We start from the raw sequence: 16670 nt of genomic DNA, 5'->3' as shown, positions 1-16670 counted from the left end.
GCTCGACGCCGCCGACCTGTTCGTGAAGGCGTGATCTATCCCTGCCTCAAACTGGTCCACCGGGGCAGCCTGCGCCGCGACGTGTTCGATACCGTGGTACGCAACAACCGCTTCCCGAGCTTGGCCGGAGACCTCGCGGCGATGATCCGCGGGGTCCGGCACGCGGTGGGGATGCTTAACGCGCTCGTGGCCCGGTGGGGGGTCACAGGTCGCCCGCGCGGCGATCAACCAGTCCATCGCCCAGACCGAGCGGCGCGTGCGCGAGGAAGTGGCTAAATGGCCGGACGCCGGGGTCGCTCAACGTCAAGCAGTTGCTCAGGCACACTTCGGCAATGGCGGGGATGGTCTCGGTCGAGCACCCCATGAGCGGCCTGTGCGGCGGCGGCTTCGGCCCGGCGCTGCAGCGCGATCCCAAGGCCGTGAAGAAGGACGTCCTCGACGAATACGTCAACCTCGAAGCGGCGCGCGCCAAGTACGGCAGGGTGCTGACGGGCATGCACCACCGCTACCTGATCGGCGTGCCCATGGTGAAAGTGGAGACGCTGGGTGCAGGCGGCGGCTCGATCTGCCACGTCAACTCCGGCACGCTGCAGGTCGGCCCGCGCTCGGCCGGCTCGGAGTCCGGACCATCTGCTACGGGCGCGGCGGCACGGAGCCGACCGTCACCGATGCCCTCGTCATGCCGGGCATCCTGTCTACCGTGGAAGGCTTTGCGGGCGGCAGCCACCCGTTCGCGCGGCGGTGTGGCCCCTCGCACTTCCCGCCATCGCCGCGCCAACCTCGGCCGGGGCGTTGCGCAAATGCCGATCCACTTCGGACGCGATCTCCTGCCCGGCATGGCGATCGCCGGGCCTGCCATCATCGAGGAGACCACGATCGTCGTCTATCCCGGTTGAGCGGCGCAGATCGACGACGCAGGCGACTACCAGCTCGTCCGCCGCTGACGCCTTTCCCCAACATCGGAACTGCCCTCCCTTTCGCGCGTCTCACCCATGCGATACCAGTCATGCGAATGGATCGCGCAAAGGTGATTGAGGTCCGCGTTGAACAGTCCGAGCCGATTCACCGAACGCCTGCCCTTCCTTCCCGACCGGCCTCTGGTACGTTACGTCACCACCGCTGCGCTCTGCTTGTTCGCCTTCTGGCTGCGCTGGGTGCTCGATGCCGCATTCCCGCCGGGCTACCCGTTCCTGACCTTCTTTCCGGCCGTCATCCTCAGCTCGTTCCTGTTCGGACCGCGCCCGGGCGTCCTTGCCGCGATCCTGTGCGGGCTGTTCGCCTGGTACGTCTTCATCCCGCCGCGGATGGCCTTCGCCTTTGACCACGGCACATTGACCGCGATGCTGTTCTACACCGGCGTCGTGGTGGTCGATATCGCCCTCGTCCACTTCATGCAGGCTGCCAACCACCGCCTCCACTGCGCCCGCGAGGAAGTGCGCGCCCTCGCCGAGGAACGCCGCCAGCTGGCCGAGCGCGCCGAACTGCTGTTCCAGGAGATGCAGCACCGCGTCGGCAACAACCTGCAGATGGTGGGGGCCGTGCTGTCCCTGCAGATGCGCACCCTTACCGAGCCTATCGCGCGCCGCGCACTGTCGGATGCGGCTGCACGGCTTCAGGTCATCGGCAATATCCAGCGCCAGCTCTACCATCATGACGGCCGCCTCGTCCCGCTCGACCGCTTCCTCGGCGAAGTGTGCGCCAAGACCATGGCGTCGAGTGCACGGACCGGGATCACCTGCGAGGTCGAAGCGCAGGAAGGCGTCACCCTGCGCCCCGACAGCGCCGTACCGGTCGCGCTGATCGTGACGGAGGCTATCGCCAATGCCCTCGAACACGGCTTTCCCGATGACGCATGCGGCGTCATCACCGTGCGCCTGGAGCGCCGCCAGGACGATGTGCTGCTGCGGGTCGAGGATGACGGATGCGGCTTGCCGCCGGGTTTCGACCCCGTCTCGGCACAGTCGATCGGCTTACGCATATCCCGCATTCTCAGTCAGCAGTTGGAAGGGCAGATTGCTCTGGAGAACGGGGAGCGCGGCACCCGTATGACGCTGGAACTGCCGCTTTCCCGCCTCGCGGTGAACACCTGAGACACCGCCGGACGATCATCGCCGCGGATATCGCGCCGAAACGACGCTACTCCTGCCCGCGCTAACTTGTGATTCAGCGCCATGCGCCTACATTGGAGCGCGAAAGGACGGATTCCCGCAAAATGAACGACGACCAGCCCAACGGCAACCCATGGGTCAAGAGCCTGCTCGTATGGGGCGGCATCTTCCTCGCGCTCCTTATGGTGGTCTCGATGTTCGGATCGCGCGCCACCACCGGCCCGGCGATTCCCTACTCCGACTTCCGCAGCAAGGTCGCCGAAGGCAGCGTCGCCTCGGTCGAGATTTCCGAAGACCGGATCGACGGAAAGCTCAAGAATGGAGACAGTTTCTCGACCGTCCCCGTTCCCAACGACCAGACCCTGACCGACCTGCTCCAGCGCAACGACGTCAAGTATTCGGGCAAGGAAGCCGAACAGGGCAGCCTGCTGCTCTACATTCTCGCGCAGACCCTGCCGTTCCTGCTGATCGTCGGTATCGCCTTCTTCGCGCTGCGCCAGGTCCAGAAGGGCGGCGGGTCGGGCGCGATGGGCTTCGGCAAGTCCAAGGCCAAGATGCTGACCGAACGCTCCGGCCGCGTTACCTTCGACGACGTCGCCGGCATCGACGAAGCGCGTGAGGAACTGGAGGAGATCGTCGAGTTCCTGCGCGATCCCACCCGCTTCTCCAAGCTCGGCGGCCAGATTCCCAAGGGTGCGCTGCTGGTCGGTTCGCCCGGCACCGGCAAGACCCTGCTCGCCCGCGCCATCGCCGGTGAGGCGGGCGTGCCGTTCTTCACGATCTCGGGCTCCGACTTCGTTGAGATGTTCGTCGGCGTCGGCGCCAGCCGCGTGCGCGACATGTTCGAACAGGCGAAGAAGAACGCGCCCTGTATCGTCTTCATCGACGAAATCGACGCTGTCGGCCGCCACCGTGGCCACGGCCTCGGCAACTCGAACGACGAGCGCGAGCAGACGCTGAACCAGCTGCTGGTGGAGATGGACGGCTTCGAGGCGAACGAAGGCATCATCATCATCGCGGCGACCAACCGCCCCGACGTGCTCGACCCCGCGCTGCTGCGCCCGGGCCGCTTCGACCGCCAGGTCGTGGTTCCTGTGCCCGACATCGAGGGCCGCGAGAAAATCCTCGCCGTGCACATGAAGAAGGTGCCGCTCGCCCCCGACGTGAACCCGCGCGTGATCGCGCGCGGCACTCCGGGCTTCTCCGGCGCTGACCTCGCCAACCTCGTCAACGAGGCTGCCCTGCTCGCCGCGCGCCGCAACAAGCGCCTCGTCGCCATGCAGGAGTTCGAGGACGCCAAGGACAAGGTCATGATGGGCGCGGAACGCCGCTCCATGGTCATGACCGAGGACGAGAAGAAGATGACCGCCTACCATGAGGCAGGCCATGCCATCGTCTCGCTGAACGAAGCGGCTTCGGACCCGATCCACAAGGCGACGATCATCCCACGCGGCCGCGCGCTGGGCATGGTCATGCGCTTGCCGGAGCGGGACAGCTACTCGTACCACCGCGACAAGATGCTCGCGAACCTGTCGGTGGCGATGGGCGGCCGCGTGGCGGAGGAACTGATCTTCGGCTACGACAAGGTCTCATCGGGCGCCTCCTCGGACATCCAGTATGCCACTAGTCTGGCGCGCTCGATGGTCACCAAATGGGGCATGTCGGACAAGCTCGGGCCGATCCAGTACGAGGACAGCCAGGAAGGCTACCTCGGAATGGGCGGCACCCAGCGCACCATGGGCTCCAGCGAGACCAACCAGCTGATCGACAGCGAAATCCGCGCTCTGGTCGATAATGCCCATGCCCGTGCGACGCAGATCCTCAAGGATCAGAACGTGGCGCTGGAAACCTTGGCCCAGGCCATGCTGGAATACGAAACGCTCTCCGGCGACGAGATCAAGCAGCTTCTCGAAGGCGGCCAGATCGACCGCCCCTCGGAGCCGCGCGGCCCCTCGGCGGCGCGTCCGCTCTCGGGCTCTGCCATCCCCAAGGCCGGCCGCCGATTCACCGGGACGGCGCCGCAGGGCGCCTGAGCGGAAAAGATAGGGTTCTCCCCAAAGGAGAATGCAGGAGGGGCGTCAGATGCGAGTCTGACGCCCCTTTCCTTTGTCGCGGCCGGATGAAGGTGTGTTCCGGTTCGATCAGGTTCCCACTCCGCCGCAAGTGCGGTATTGTAACGCCGGATAATCATGAACCGCGAGGGAGCGATGGCCCAGGTCGAGATATATGACGGCGAAGGCGACCAATTGCTCTTCACCGGAGGGTTCGATTTCCTGCCCCGCGTCGGCGAATCCATCGCCAGGGATGCGGACGGATACTTCCACTACTACGAAGTCATCGACGTGTGGCATCGCGAAGAGCCCGAAGCCGGCAGATTCCAACCGTGCCTTGCGGTCAAGATCATCGACTGAGGCCCGGCTTGTCGTGGCCTACATGCTCGTCTGTGCCATCAGCAGGGTAAAGAACACCCCGAGCGCCATGGCGGCGAAGATGAGCAGTACCGCCGTACGCCACAAGGCACCGACCCGGCCGACGGCATAGGCCCCGCGCAACTGCCGATACATATGCAGCGGCGGAGTCAGGACCAGCGCCGCGACCAGACCGCCCACGCCTATCGCCCCGGCAATCATGCCGACGATCGCCAGCAGCGTCATGAAACACAGCGAATACGTCACGAAGACCGTGTGATCGTAAAGGTGGAAGCGTCGGCTGAACGGAAACAGCAGCCACAGGAACGGCACCGAGATCGGGATCAGCGCCCAGCTGTATTTGTAGGCGTAAGTCTGGATCTTGTAGCTCGCCAGATCGGGATTGGAGCGGAACTTCTTGATCGCCTTGTCGAGCGCGGGGATGTCGCTGACCTTGCGGGTCGGATCCACCTTCCGGTCCACGCCCTCCGCCTCGATATCACGCAAGGTGTCGAGCGCCGTGCGCTGCCCCTTCAACTGGTATTCGAATTGCGCCGTCGGTTGACCTTGCGCGGCGGCGGCCTTTTTCTTGCCCTCAACACCGGCGATCTCGCCTTCGAGCCGCTTGATGCTGTCTCCGACACCCTGGGAATCGGCGGTCTGCGCTACGGGCTCCTCATGCCCTTCGGTCGCGTGAAAGACCGCGAACATGAGGAAGACGCAAAACAGGAACAGCGCGATCGGTGACACATAGCTGGCGCGACGCCCCTCGATATATTCGCGGGTCAGCCGTCCCGGCCGCCAGGCCAGGAGCGGCAGAGTGCGCCAGATTTTCCCCTCGAAATGGAAAACCCCGTGCAGCAGATCGTGGAAGAACGCGCCCAGCGTACGATGGACGTGCGCCGCCTGACCACAGGCATGGCAATGCGAACCGACCAGATGGGTCCGGCAATTCAGGCAATCCGCTTCGTGCGTGTGGCCGTCATGCCTTTCGCCCTGGCCCTGCACAGCCTCCGGCTCCACCGCCGATGCGAGGGCGGTGCCCTGCCCAAGCTCCGCCAGTGCTTCGCTGATCCCGTTCATGTTCGCCCCCGTTTGACGGCGCAAAACCTAAGCCGCGATCGGAATTCGCGCAATGCAGACGTGAGGCCCCCTCAGCCGCGCTGGTCCAGTTTCTTCTCGATCGCTGCCCAGAGACGGGAAAAAGCCTGCGTGGCCGCGCTTTGCGGCGCCAGTGCGCCTACCGGCTGGCGGTGGACGGCGCATTGTTCGACAGCGCTGGCGTAAGGGATGGCGGGCCAGTTCGGGCTCGTCTCATACGCCTGTCTGTGCAAGGCGCGGCGCATGTCGAGCATCGACAGAACCGGCAGGATCGGTGGGTGCCGCTTAGTATTCCCGGCAATCTCCCGAACCACCAGATCGAAGGCGCGCGAAGAGAGCGGCGACGGCGGCAGCGGCACGATAACGAGGTCCGCTGCACGCACGACTTGCGCCGAAAGCTCGTTCATCACCGGCGGGCAATCGAGGATGATCCGCGGATAGTCGGCCGAAAGCTCCTCGGTCAGCTTCGCCAGCCGTTTGCGCTTGCCGATCTTCACCAGTTGCGCGTCGAGCGCACGGATCGATTCATCCGCCGGGAGCACGTCCAGCCCCTCGAAAGCCGTATGCTGGATCAGCCGCGTGGCGGGGCGTTCGCGTGCGAACACCTCTTCGGCCAGCCGCGTATCCTGCGGCTCAAGGCCGTAGAGAAACGCCGATCCGCCTGCGGCATCGAGATCCCACAGCAAGGTCCCGTGTCCGCTCTGCACCGCCGAACACCACGCGAGGTTGGCGGAGAAAGTCGTTTTCCCGACCCCGCCCTTGACGCTGTAGATGGCGATCGTGGCGCTCTTGCGCTCGCCGACCGCATTCGAGCGAGCCTCGGACGCGCGAAGGGGACCAGCCCTCCTGGGCGGTCCCCCGGTCAATCCGATGATACGTGGCAATTTCGATTTCGCGGACACGCCCGCATCGTTGCCTGCCGCCCCCTCACAGTCAAGTACGGGCGGCAGTCAACGGTTACGATCAGCCGTCGTAATCGCCGCCCAGCGACGTGTTGCGGGTCGGAGCCGACGCGGTAATACGCAGAGCCTCGGCCGACTGGCTGAGCGAGCCGACGTCATCCATCTCGTCGTCGTCATCGGGCAGGACGCGCTGCATCGAAGTAACCAGCGTTTCCTTGAGGTTCTTGGGAACCACGGTTTCCTCGGCGATTTCGCGCAGGGCGACGACGGGGTTCTTGTCGCGGTCGCGATCGATGGTCAGTTCCGCGCCGCCCGAAATCTCACGCGCACGCTGCGCGGCAAGAAGGACGAGGTCGAAGCGGTTGGGGATCTTGTCGACGCAATCTTCGACAGTAACGCGCGCCATGGGCACTCCCGGTAAAGAATCTGTGGGATCGGAAAGGCTGGCAGTTAGGGCCGGGGGCAGGGAAAGTCAAGGAAATGGGCGACGTGTCACTTGTCTGGGCACTGACAGGCTAGGTCATACCTGACTTCGCCATAAACTCCCCATCACCCTGAACTCGTTTCAGGGTCCATCGGACAGCTTTGGCTTAAGCGTGGTCTCGCCATCGGCCCGTACGGTTCACTGCATTATCGCACGCGGCTTCCGGCCAGATGGACCCTGAAACGAGTCCAGGATGATGGAATGAGTTACGAAGGACGTGCATCGCCCTTTGCCGCTTCAGCCCCGCGTGAACCCCAGCGCCAACCGTGCCAGTTCGGGGAAGGCCTCTGCCCGCTCCTTCGCCTGGGCGTTGGAGGCGGTGCCCCGGATCACGCGGCCCTTTATGCCGTGGAAGATCGCGGCAAGGCGGAAGAAGTTGAACGCCATGTAATAGCGATAGTCCGGCAGCCCCTCGCGCCCGGTGCGGCGGCAATAGGCAGCGACGTAGTCTTCCTCGCTCGGGATACCCAGCGCGGCGATGTCCGCGCCGCCCAGCCCCGCGACGATGTGCGGCGGCATGTGGTACATCATCGCGTTGTAGGCGAAGTCCGCCAGCGGATGGCCCAGCGTCGACAGCTCCCAGTCCAGCACCGCCAGCACGCGCGGCTCGGTGGGATGGAAGATCATGTTGTCGATGCGGAAATCGCCGTGGATCACGCTGGAGGCGCCGTCGTCCGCAGGCATGTTCGCTTCGAGCCAGGCGATCACCGCGTCCATGTCCGGATTGCGGCCCGCAGCCTCGTCCTCGAAATACTGCTTCGACCAGCGGCTGACCTGACGGGCGAAGTAATTGCCCGGCCTGCCATAATCACCAAGGCCAATGGCTTCGGGATCGCAGGAATGCAGCTGCGCCATCGTGGCGTTCATCGCGTCGAACAGCGCCGCGCGTTCCTCGTTGGAGACGCCGGGGACGGTCGCATCCCAGAAGATGCGGCCTTCCACCATTTCCATCACATAGAACCAGGTGCCGATGACGCCATCGTCTTCGCACAGGCCATAGACCTTTGCCACCGGGAAGCCCGCACCGTGGAGCGCGGAGAGCACCTTGGCCTCGCGCTCCACCGCGTGCGCGCCCTTGAGCAACTGGCCCGGCGGCTTGCGCCGCAGGACGTAGCTGCGCGAGGGCGTCACCAGCTTGTAGGTCGGGTTGGACTGGCCGCCCTTGAACTGCTCGACGCTTAGCGGACCGGCGAAGCCCTCGACATTGGCTTCCAGCCAGGCGGTCAGCGCCGCCTCGTCGAAGGCATAGCCCTCGCGCACAGCGGTGGTGCCCGAGTTGGCGTCAGCAAGGTCTGGGGCTACGTCGCTCATGCGGGTTCGGCTTCCTTTGCAGCCGCTTCCTGCGCCTTGCGCCAGTCGCGACGGATCTTCTTGGCGAGGCTCCACTTGTGGACTTCGGTCGGGCCGTCATAGATGCGGAAAGCGCGGATCTCGCGGAACACCTGCTCGACGATGGTGCGCTCGGTAACGCCCGTGCCGCCCATGACCTGCACGCAGTTGTCGGCGATCTTCATCAGCGCCTCGGAGACCGAGACCTTCGCCATCGAGCTTTCCACCGTGCCGAGCGAGCCGGTGTCGAGCACCGAGGCGCACCAGTCGATCATCAGTTCGGACTGCTTGATGAGGATTTCGTTCTCCGCCAGCATGAAGCCGACGCCTTCGTGCTCGATCAACTGCTTGCCGAATGCCATGCGGCGGCAGGCATAGTCGCTGGCGATCTCGTGCGCGCGGATGCAGCAGCCCAACCAGCGCATGCAGTGCGAGAGGCGCGCCGGGGACAGGCGGATCTGGGCATACTTGAAGCCCTCGCCCGGGTCGCCCAGCATGTGTTCGGCCGGCACGCGCAGGTTGTCGATCGTCAGGGTGGCGTGGCCGCCCGGCATAGAGCTGTCGATGGTGTTCGGCACCTCGTCGATGCGGATGGCATCGTCGGGCAGGTCCACCAGGAACATGCAGGCGCCGCCCTTGGTGTCTTCCTCCGCCGAAGCCGCCATGACGATGCCCACCATCGCGCCCTGCGCGCCGGTGATGAAGGTCTTGCGGCCGTTGATGACCCAGTGGTTGCCATCCTTGTGGCAGGTGGTCTTCATCATAGACGGGTCGGAACCGGCGCCGCCCCATTCGGCCGGCTCGGTCATGAAGAAGGCGGAGCGGCCCTTGCCCTCGACCAGCGGCTTGAGGAAGCGCTCCTTCAGTTCGGGCGAGCCGACGTGGCCGATGAGGTACATGTTGCCCTCGTCGGGCGCCATGGTGTTGCAGGCCAGCGGGCCCAGCGGCGACAGGCCCGACTTGATGAGCACAACCGCCGTCTCGCGCTGCGTCAGGTGCGAGCCATCCGCGCGGATGTGCGGGGTGAGCACGCCGGCCTCGCGGGCCAGACCGCGCAGTTCCATCAGCAGTTCGTCGGTCGGCGCGCCGTGGTGATCGCGGCGCGGGTCCTTCTCGTAAGGGACGACCTTTTCACGGACGAAAGCCTCGACCTTGTCGGCCATGTCGAGGGCGTATTGGGAAATCTCGCTCATTATTGCAGCACCCGGATCGGATCGGAGCCATCCCAGTCGCGGGCGGCATCCTTCATCATCTGAAACAGACCTTCGGTGCCGGTAAGCGGCTGAAGGTATTCGATTACGTGGCCGGGGCCCTGACCGGGATCGACATAGATCACCTCGCCATCGGCGCCCACTTTGCCCTCCACGATCACCTCGGCGCCGGCTTCGGCGCAGGCCTTGCGGGCTTCGGCGATCGATTCAACGAAGACGCAGACGTGGTGCAGGCTATCGCGCACCGCATACTCGCCCGAATAGAGCGAGGGAGCATCGGAATCGGTCTTGATAAGCTCGATCTGGATGTCCCCCCAGTAGCCGATGGCCATGGTGAACGTGGCGTCGGTGGGCTGGCCCTTGTACTTCATGTCGTCGAGCCGCACGTCGTTGAGGACGAAGAACGGGCCGACGCCGACCGTTTCGATCCAGTATTTCATGGTCGCATCGAAATCGGTCGGGAAATAGGCGAGTTGGATCACGTCGCCCAGCCGCTTGAGCGGGCCGGGCTTCACGACGGTTTGGGTGGCCTCTCCGGTCATTCGCTTATCCTTTTGTCTTCGTTATCCCCGCGAAGGCGGGAATGACGGCGGAAGTTCATCCGAACAGGTCCTCGGGCGCCTCGATCAGACCCTTGAGCGTCTGCAGGAACTGCGCGCCCGCAGCCCCGTCGATGGCGCGGTGATCGACCGAGAGGGTGAAGGAAATGCGGGTTTCGAACGCCACATCGCCGTCATCCGTCTCCACCGGCTGACGCAGTGCCGCGCCAACGGCGAGGATCGCGCCTTGCGGCGGGTTGATGATCGCGTCGAAGTTCTCGATCCCGAACATGCCGAGGTTGGAGACGGAGAAGGTGCCGCCGTCCATATCGTCCATGCTGAGCTTGCCGGCCTGCGCCTTGTCGATCAGGCGGCGGGTTTCCACCGCGATCTGGTCGATCCGCATCAGGTTGGCCTGACGCACCACCGGGGTGACGAGGCCCTTGGGGCTGGCGACCGCGATCGAAACGTCGGCGTGCGGGAAGCGGTGAATTTCCTGACCGTGGACCTGCACGTTGACGTCCGGGTGCTTCGCCAGCGCCATGGCCGAAGCCTTGACGATCCAGTCGTTCACCGAAGCCTTGCTGCCCAGCACGACGTTCGCGGTCTTGCGCATCGCGATCAGCGCATCGGCACTTGCCGACATGCGCAGATAGAAGTGCGGAAGCTCCTGCTTCGCCTGGGTGAGCCGCTGAGCGACGACCTTGCGGACGCGGTCGAAAGGCACGACTTCGGGGCGGTTCTCACCCGCCACGAATTCGGGTGTGCCGATCGTGCCGGGCGAGGCCTTCGGTGCGGGCACCAGCGCAAGCACGTCGGCCTTGGAGATGCGCCCACGCGGGCCGGTGCCGGTGAGGCCCTGCAGCGAGAGCCCGTGTAGCGCTGCGATACGGCGCGCAAGCGGCGAAGCGAGAACCTTAAGGTCGTCCGCCTCGACGGGAACCGTGCCCTTGAGCGAGGGAGCACTTGTCCCGCGCAGCGCCTTCACCACGTCCTGATGGGTGATGCGACCGCCACGGCCCGAACCCTCGATACCGGCTATATCGACGCCCTCTTCTTCCGCGAGGCGCAAGGCTTCGGGGCTGATCGGGCGGTTGGTGTCGATCTTGATGCGCTGCTTTTCGGGAGCAGGCGCAGCGGCGGCAGCCGGAGCGGGTTCCGGCGCCTTGGTCTTCTCGGCGCCCCCCTTACCTGCACCTTGGGCGATGCCACCTTCAGCCGGCTTGAAATCGGCCACGAAGGCGTCGATCTCGGCGTCCGAGTGCGAACCCTCGTCGAACACCGCCAGCAGCGCGCCGACGGGTTCCTCGCCCGCGCCGCCGCCCACGATGATGCGGCGCACGGTGGCTTCGTATTCGGCCTCGACCTCGTTGGTGATCTTGGCGGTTTCGATCAGGCACAGCGTCTGGCCGCGCTTGAAGGTTTCACCCTCCTTCACCATCCATTCGGCGATCGTGCCTTCGGTCATTTCGATGCCCCACTTGGGCATCGTGAATGCGCGGATGCGACTCATGTCAGCGCTCCCCTCAACGGTATTCGAGCGTCTTGCGCACGGCAGCGGCGACCTTGGCCGGGCTCGGCAGGTAGGCGCTTTCCAGTTCGCGGGCGAACGGGACCGGCGTGTGCGGCGGGGTCACCATCTCGATCGGCGCCTTGAGGCTGGCAAAAGCCTTCTGGGCGACGAGCGCGGAGATGTCGGTGGCCAGCGAGCAGCGCGGCGGGGCCTCGTCCACCACGACCAGGCGGCCGGTCACTTCGACCGAGTCGAGGATCGCTTCCTCGTCCAGCGGAGAGGTGGTGCGAAGGTCGATCACGTCGCAGCCGATGCCGTCCTGCGCCAGATCGTCCGCAGCCGTCTCGGCGTAGCGCACCATCATGCCGCTGGCGACGATGGTCACGTCCTGACCGGCGCGGGCAAGGCGGGCGTGGCCGAAGGGGATGCAGAAATCCGGATCCTCGTTCACTTCGCCGCTCATCGCGTAGAGGAACTTGTGTTCGAGGAACACGACCGGATCGTCATCGCGGATCGCCTGACGCAGCAGGCCGCAGGCGTCTTCCGGGGTGGTCGGCATGACCACCTTGATGCCGGGCATGTTGGTGACGAACTGGCTGATCATCTGGCTGTGCTGCGCGGCGGCGTTGTAGCCCGCGCCCACCGGCATGCGGATCACCGCCGGGCAGACCGACTTGCCGCCGAACATGTAGCGGAACTTGGCGATCTGGTTCCAGAGCTGGTCCATGCACACGCCGATGAAGTCGGCGAACATGATCTCTGCCACCGGGCGCTTGCCGGCGAGGGCAAGGCCGCCCGCCGCGCCCATGATGGCGCTTTCGCTGATCGGAGTGTCGATCACGCGGTTGGGGCCGAACGCCTCGTAGAAGCCGGTCGAGGTGGACCAGATGCCGCCGATCGCTTCGGGGCCGCCGGCCGTGCCGTTGCCGCCGACGACGTCCTCGCCCAGCACGACGACACGTTCGTCACGCTGCATTTCCTGGAAGATCGTGTTGCGGATGGCATCGCGATACATCATTTTTGCCATGGGTCTCGCTCCTGCCGTCAGTAGCTGATGTAGACGTTTTCGAGGACGTTCTCGGGCTGCGGGCGCGGTGCGGCGCGCGAAGCCTGGACGGCATCCTCGATGGCCTTGAGGGATTCGGTGTCGATCGTGTCGAGATCCACGTCTTCCAGCAGCTTGGCGCCGGTGACGCTGGCGCGGAAGATCTTGAGGCAATCACGCTCGGCACGCAGGCGATCGAGTTCGCCGTCGCCGCGATAGCGCTGCGGATCGCCTTCGAAGTGGCCGAAGAAACGCTCGGTATCGAATTCCACGGCGGCCGGGCCGTTGCCGGGGGTGCGGACATATTCCAGCACTTCGCGGAAGGTGTCGTAGACGGCGAAGAAATCGGTGCCGTCGCCGCGCCATACCTTCATGCCGAACGCTTCGGCGCGGCTGGCGATGTCCCTGGTGGTGCCCACCGCGTAATCGACGCCGGTATGCTCGGAATAGTGGTTGTTCTCGAAGACGAAGATCGCGGGTGCGTTGGTCACGACCGCAAGGTTCATCGCCTCGAACGTGGTGCCCTGGTTGCAGGCGCCGTCGCCCGAGAAGGCGATCGAGACGGCCAGCTTGCCGTTTTCGTCCGGACCATCGATCTTGTTGGAGATCGCCGCGCCCACCGCGATCGGCGCGCCGGCGCCGACGATGCCGTTGGCGCCGAGCATGCCCTTGTTGATGTCGGCGATGTGCATCGATCCGCCCTTGCCGTTGCAAAGGCCTTCCTGGCTGCCCCAGATTTCCTTCATCATGCCGTCAAGGTCGCAACCCTTGGCCAGACAGTGGCCATGGCCGCGGTGGGTCGAGACGATCTTGTCACGCTCGGTCAGGTGCTCGCACACGCCGACAGCGACGGCTTCCTGGCCACAGTAGAGGTGGGTGAAGCCCGCGATCTCGCCGGTCTGGATCTCCTCGTGGAGCCGTTCCTCGAATTCGCGGATCAGCTTCATCTGCCGATAGGCGCGCGTCAGCGCCTCGCGGTTCAGCTGCATCAGGGATTCCTCTCAGTTATGGTGTGAATTTCTGCGTATGAACGCGGGGGTTTCGACAGGCTCAGCCTGAGCGGGAAGGAGAACGGATTGCCCGTCCCACCCCGCTCATGCTGAGCTTGTCGAAGCATGGATTCCCACGCGAGGTTGGCTGCGAGCTGCGAAGTCACAGGCCCAGCACCGACTTGGCGATGATGGTGCTCTGGACTTCGTTGGTCCCGCCAAAGATGGTCCACGCGCGGCTGTTGAGATAGCGGGCCGAGGCGACCTGCGCGGCCTTCGAATGGACGGCGGCCGGCGCGTTGTCGCCGTAGAGCGGGCGCGCGGTTTCCAGCTGGAGGCCGGCGGGGCCGTAGAGGTCCACCGCCAGCAGGTCGATCTCCTGCCGCAGATTGGACGCCAGCAGCTTGGTCAGCGAGGTTTGCGGACCAGCCTTGCGGCCCTTGGCGATCTCCGAGATGATCTTCAGCTCGATCATCTCCAGCGCGTTGACCGAGAGACGGGCCTTCGCCACGCGGCGGCGCCAGTCGGTCTGGTCAGCGAGGATACCGCCCTTCCCATCGCTCTCGTCCTTCGCGGCGGCTTCGATCTGGTCGAGATCGTAGCCGAGCTTGGGCGCGTGGCAAGAACCACCGCGTTCATTTTCAAGCAGAAACTTCGCGATCGTCCAGCCATCACCCTCGCCGCCGACGAGGTTTTCGGCCGGGACCATGACGTCTTCAAGGAAGACCTGATTGACCTCGTGGTCGCCCGCATTGGTCAGGATCGGGCGCACCGAGACGCCGGGCGTGTCGAGGTCGATCAGCAGGAACGAGATGCCGGCCTGCTTCTTCACCTCGGTGTTGGTGCGGACCAGCGTGAACATGCGGTTGGCGTGGTGCGCGTGGGTGGTCCAGATCTTGGAACCGTTGACGCGGTAATGGTCGCCCTCTCGCACCGCGCGGGTCTTGAGGCTGGCGAGGTCTGACCCCGCGCCCGGCTCCGAAAAGCCCTGACACCAGTAGTCCTCGCCGGAGAGGATGCGCGGCAGAACCTCAGCCTTCTGCGCATCGGTGCCGAAGTTGTAGATCACCGGGGCGAGTAGCTTGAGGCCCAGCACCGTGAGATTGGGCGCGCCTGCGGCGGCGCATTCCTTTTCGAACAGGTAGCGCTGCAGCGGCGTCCAGCCGGTGCCGCCGTGTTCGGCGGGCCACTGGTAGCCCAGCCAGCCCTGCTTGTTCAGCACCGCGTTCCAGGCCTGCCCGATCTCCGGCTCTACGAAGACGGACGGGGTAGCCGCCGCGCCTGCCTTCACCTCGGCAGGCAGGTAGTCGCGCAGGAAGGTACGGACTTCGTCGCGAAAGGCAGCGTCTTGAGGGGAAAGTTCGATATCCATCAGCGTTCCAGAATGGTGACTGCAGAGACGCCCGGAGCGCCGTAGACATGGCTGTATGCCGTCTTCGGCGCATTCGGCACCTGACGGCCGCCGCCGTCTCCCCGCAGTTGCACGACGTTTTCGTAGACCTGGCGCAGACCCGATGCGCCGATCGGCTCGCCACAGGCGAGGCAGCCGCCATCCGTGTTGACCGGCAGCGCACCATTGATCTCGGTGCGGCCCTCGGCCAGCCACTGCTCCTGCTCGCCATCGGCGCAGAAGCCGTTCTCGGCCATGTGCATCAGCTCGGCGCCCGCTTCGGTGTCCTGAAGCTGGGCGACGTCGATGTCGCCCGGGCCGATCCCGGCGAGGCGATAGGCATCGGCCGAAGCGATGCGCGAGGCGGTGCCGCGCGGGCGGCTGTCATCCTCGACCACGTCCACGCTCGGCGCGAAGACTTCGAAACTGCTCGGCGGACGGGTGCGCATGGTCGCGGCCTTGAGCCGGATCAGCGGCTTGCCCAACTCGCGCGCCTTCTTCTCGCTCGCGAGGATCAGCGCCACGCCGCCCTCTGCGGGCGAGCAGAACATGTACTTGGTATAGGGATCGCTCACCAGCGGCGCTTCGAGGATTTCCTCCAGCGACACCGGCTGGCGACGCCAGGCATGCGGCGCGTGGACAGCGTTGCGGAATGCCTTTTCCGAAACCATGCCCAGCGTCTTCTGCGAAATGCCGAACAGGCTCATGTAGCGCATGATCTTGGCCGCAAAGAACTGCGTGGTGACCATCTGGCCGACTTCGCCGTACCAGTCCGGCAGGTTGTATTCGCTCGGCAGCGCGTTGAAGGCGCCACGCGGATGCTTGTCGAAACCGACCGCGAGGCCGAGATCGAACTCGCCCGACTTGATCGCCATCTGCGCCGAGAACAGCGCCGAACCGCCCGCCGCGCAGCCGTTGCGCACGTTGATGAACTGGACCCCGGTCAGGCCGAGGCGATCGACCATCGTGTCCGGGTTTCCGGCCGCATCCGAACTGCCATAGGCGAACTGGACCTGCGGCCATTCCACGCCCGCATCGGCCAGCGCCTCGCGCACGGCGTAGACACCTTGATCAACGCCCGAGAGGCCATCGGTCCGCCCGAAGCGGTGAATGCCGATGCCGACGATGCACACGTCGCCGCTCATGCTGCGCCTCCTGCGGGTACGTAGGCGGGGATATAGAGGCTGTCCAAGAGGTCCGGGTTCAGCGGCGACGGCGCGAAGCGCACCGGCATGCCAACCTTCACGTCCTCGAACGCGACATCGTTCAGCCGCGCCTCGACGATCACCTGCCCGGGCAGTTCGACATAAGCCACGACCCAGGGCGCGAACGCTTCGGGCCCGGCGTAAGGCGGGGTCTTCGGGCGGAAGCGCTGGACGGTGTAGGACCACAAGGTGCCTTCGCTCGACAACGGCACCGCCTCGAAAGTCGGCGACGCGGGGCACGGGAAGACGATCCGGCCGGTTTCCCGGTCCTTGCCGCCGATCAGACGCGGGGGCGTCTCTTCGGTGAACAGGCCATCGGCTATCGGTGTCATCATACTCCTAATCCTCTGGCCCAATCCTTGGCTCATCCAGCCCGTTGGTCAGGCCCGGCCATGGATTCGATTTAAGCGGGTCCTGCGCAGCATTGTGACTCACCAAAACGATAG

Annotated in this window: 17 protein-coding genes; 5 read left to right on the top strand and 12 right to left on the bottom strand. The window is 65.2% G+C overall.

The features are described from left to right. Positions 1-30: 30 nt before the first annotated feature. From BES08_RS33850 to BES08_RS00935, 5 genes are all read left to right on the top strand, one after another. Positions 31-276: a hydantoinase B/oxoprolinase family protein gene (locus tag BES08_RS33850; RefSeq protein ID WP_231958118.1), complete on the top strand. Its 246-nt coding sequence runs from the start codon at positions 31-33 to the stop codon at positions 274-276. A 56-nt stretch (positions 277-332) separates the two neighbouring features. Beyond that, the gene (locus tag BES08_RS34600) at positions 333-896 is read left to right on the top strand and encodes a hydantoinase/oxoprolinase family protein (protein ID WP_338043846.1); all 564 of its coding nucleotides are present in this window, start codon (positions 333-335) and stop codon (positions 894-896) included. 147 nt (positions 897-1043) lie between these two features. Further along, positions 1044-2090 carry a sensor histidine kinase gene (locus tag BES08_RS00945; RefSeq protein WP_008829528.1) on the top strand — a complete coding sequence of 349 codons (1047 nt, stop codon included), beginning with the start codon at positions 1044-1046 and terminating at the stop codon, positions 2088-2090. 122 nt (positions 2091-2212) lie between these two features. Then, on the top strand, positions 2213-4141 hold the full coding sequence (gene ftsH, locus BES08_RS00940; protein WP_008829529.1) for an ATP-dependent zinc metalloprotease FtsH: 1929 nt from the start codon (positions 2213-2215) through the stop codon (positions 4139-4141). 156 nt (positions 4142-4297) lie between these two features. Continuing rightward, positions 4298-4519 carry a hypothetical protein gene (locus BES08_RS00935; RefSeq protein ID WP_231958117.1) on the top strand — a complete coding sequence of 74 codons (222 nt, stop codon included), beginning with the start codon at positions 4298-4300 and terminating at the stop codon, positions 4517-4519. A gap of 18 nt (positions 4520-4537) precedes the next feature. Here the strand turns inward: BES08_RS00935 and BES08_RS00930 are convergent, their stop codons facing one another. The 12 genes from BES08_RS00930 to BES08_RS00875 form a co-directional block, all read right to left on the bottom strand. Next, entirely contained in the window at positions 4538-5599 is a 1062-nt protein-coding gene (locus tag BES08_RS00930) for a DUF3667 domain-containing protein (protein WP_069707444.1), read from the bottom strand. Between the two features lie 71 nt (positions 5600-5670). Next, a complete protein-coding gene (locus BES08_RS00925) occupies positions 5671-6501 on the bottom strand; it encodes a ParA family protein (RefSeq protein WP_231958115.1) in 831 nt (276 codons plus the stop codon). 79 nt (positions 6502-6580) lie between these two features. Next, a complete protein-coding gene (gene rpoZ, locus BES08_RS00920) occupies positions 6581-6925 on the bottom strand; it encodes a DNA-directed RNA polymerase subunit omega (protein WP_008829533.1) in 345 nt (114 codons plus the stop codon). A 315-nt stretch (positions 6926-7240) separates the two neighbouring features. Continuing rightward, a complete protein-coding gene (locus tag BES08_RS00915) occupies positions 7241-8314 on the bottom strand; it encodes a phosphotransferase (protein ID WP_069707443.1) in 1074 nt (357 codons plus the stop codon). Continuing rightward, the gene (locus BES08_RS00910; RefSeq protein WP_069707442.1) at positions 8311-9525 is read right to left on the bottom strand and encodes an acyl-CoA dehydrogenase family protein; all 1215 of its coding nucleotides are present in this window, start codon (positions 9523-9525) and stop codon (positions 8311-8313) included. The genes BES08_RS00915 and BES08_RS00910 overlap by 4 nt, the downstream gene beginning before the upstream one ends. Then, positions 9525-10085 carry a VOC family protein gene (locus tag BES08_RS00905; protein ID WP_008829536.1) on the bottom strand — a complete coding sequence of 187 codons (561 nt, stop codon included), beginning with the start codon at positions 10083-10085 and terminating at the stop codon, positions 9525-9527. The genes BES08_RS00910 and BES08_RS00905 overlap by 1 nt, the downstream gene beginning before the upstream one ends. Before the next feature lie 55 nt (positions 10086-10140). Further along, positions 10141-11595 carry a dihydrolipoamide acetyltransferase family protein gene (locus BES08_RS00900; protein ID WP_069707441.1) on the bottom strand — a complete coding sequence of 485 codons (1455 nt, stop codon included), beginning with the start codon at positions 11593-11595 and terminating at the stop codon, positions 10141-10143. A gap of 13 nt (positions 11596-11608) precedes the next feature. Beyond that, positions 11609-12622 (bottom strand): alpha-ketoacid dehydrogenase subunit beta, encoded by a 1014-nt coding sequence (locus BES08_RS00895; protein ID WP_008829538.1) that lies wholly within the window; start codon positions 12620-12622, stop codon positions 11609-11611. Between the two features lie 17 nt (positions 12623-12639). Beyond that, positions 12640-13629, bottom strand: coding sequence for a thiamine pyrophosphate-dependent dehydrogenase E1 component subunit alpha (locus tag BES08_RS00890; protein ID WP_069707440.1), 990 nt, complete (start codon positions 13627-13629; stop codon positions 12640-12642). Positions 13630-13792: 163 nt separating this feature from the next. Next, entirely contained in the window at positions 13793-15001 is a 1209-nt protein-coding gene (locus BES08_RS00885) for an acyl-CoA dehydrogenase family protein (RefSeq protein ID WP_069707439.1), read from the bottom strand. After that, positions 15001-16164 carry a thiolase family protein gene (locus BES08_RS00880; RefSeq protein WP_069707438.1) on the bottom strand — a complete coding sequence of 388 codons (1164 nt, stop codon included), beginning with the start codon at positions 16162-16164 and terminating at the stop codon, positions 15001-15003. The genes BES08_RS00885 and BES08_RS00880 overlap by 1 nt, the downstream gene beginning before the upstream one ends. Then, positions 16161-16556 carry a Zn-ribbon domain-containing OB-fold protein gene (locus BES08_RS00875; RefSeq protein WP_069709102.1) on the bottom strand — a complete coding sequence of 132 codons (396 nt, stop codon included), beginning with the start codon at positions 16554-16556 and terminating at the stop codon, positions 16161-16163. Before BES08_RS00875 ends, BES08_RS00880 begins: the two co-directional genes overlap by 4 nt. Between the last annotated feature and the right edge of the window lie 114 nt (positions 16557-16670).

The sequence above is a fragment of the Novosphingobium resinovorum genome, from assembly GCF_001742225.1.
Taxonomy (GTDB): Bacteria; Pseudomonadota; Alphaproteobacteria; order Sphingomonadales; family Sphingomonadaceae; genus Novosphingobium; species Novosphingobium resinovorum_A.
The sequence above is the reverse complement of the archived record's forward strand: the minus strand, read 5'-3'. Positions and strand labels throughout refer to the sequence as shown.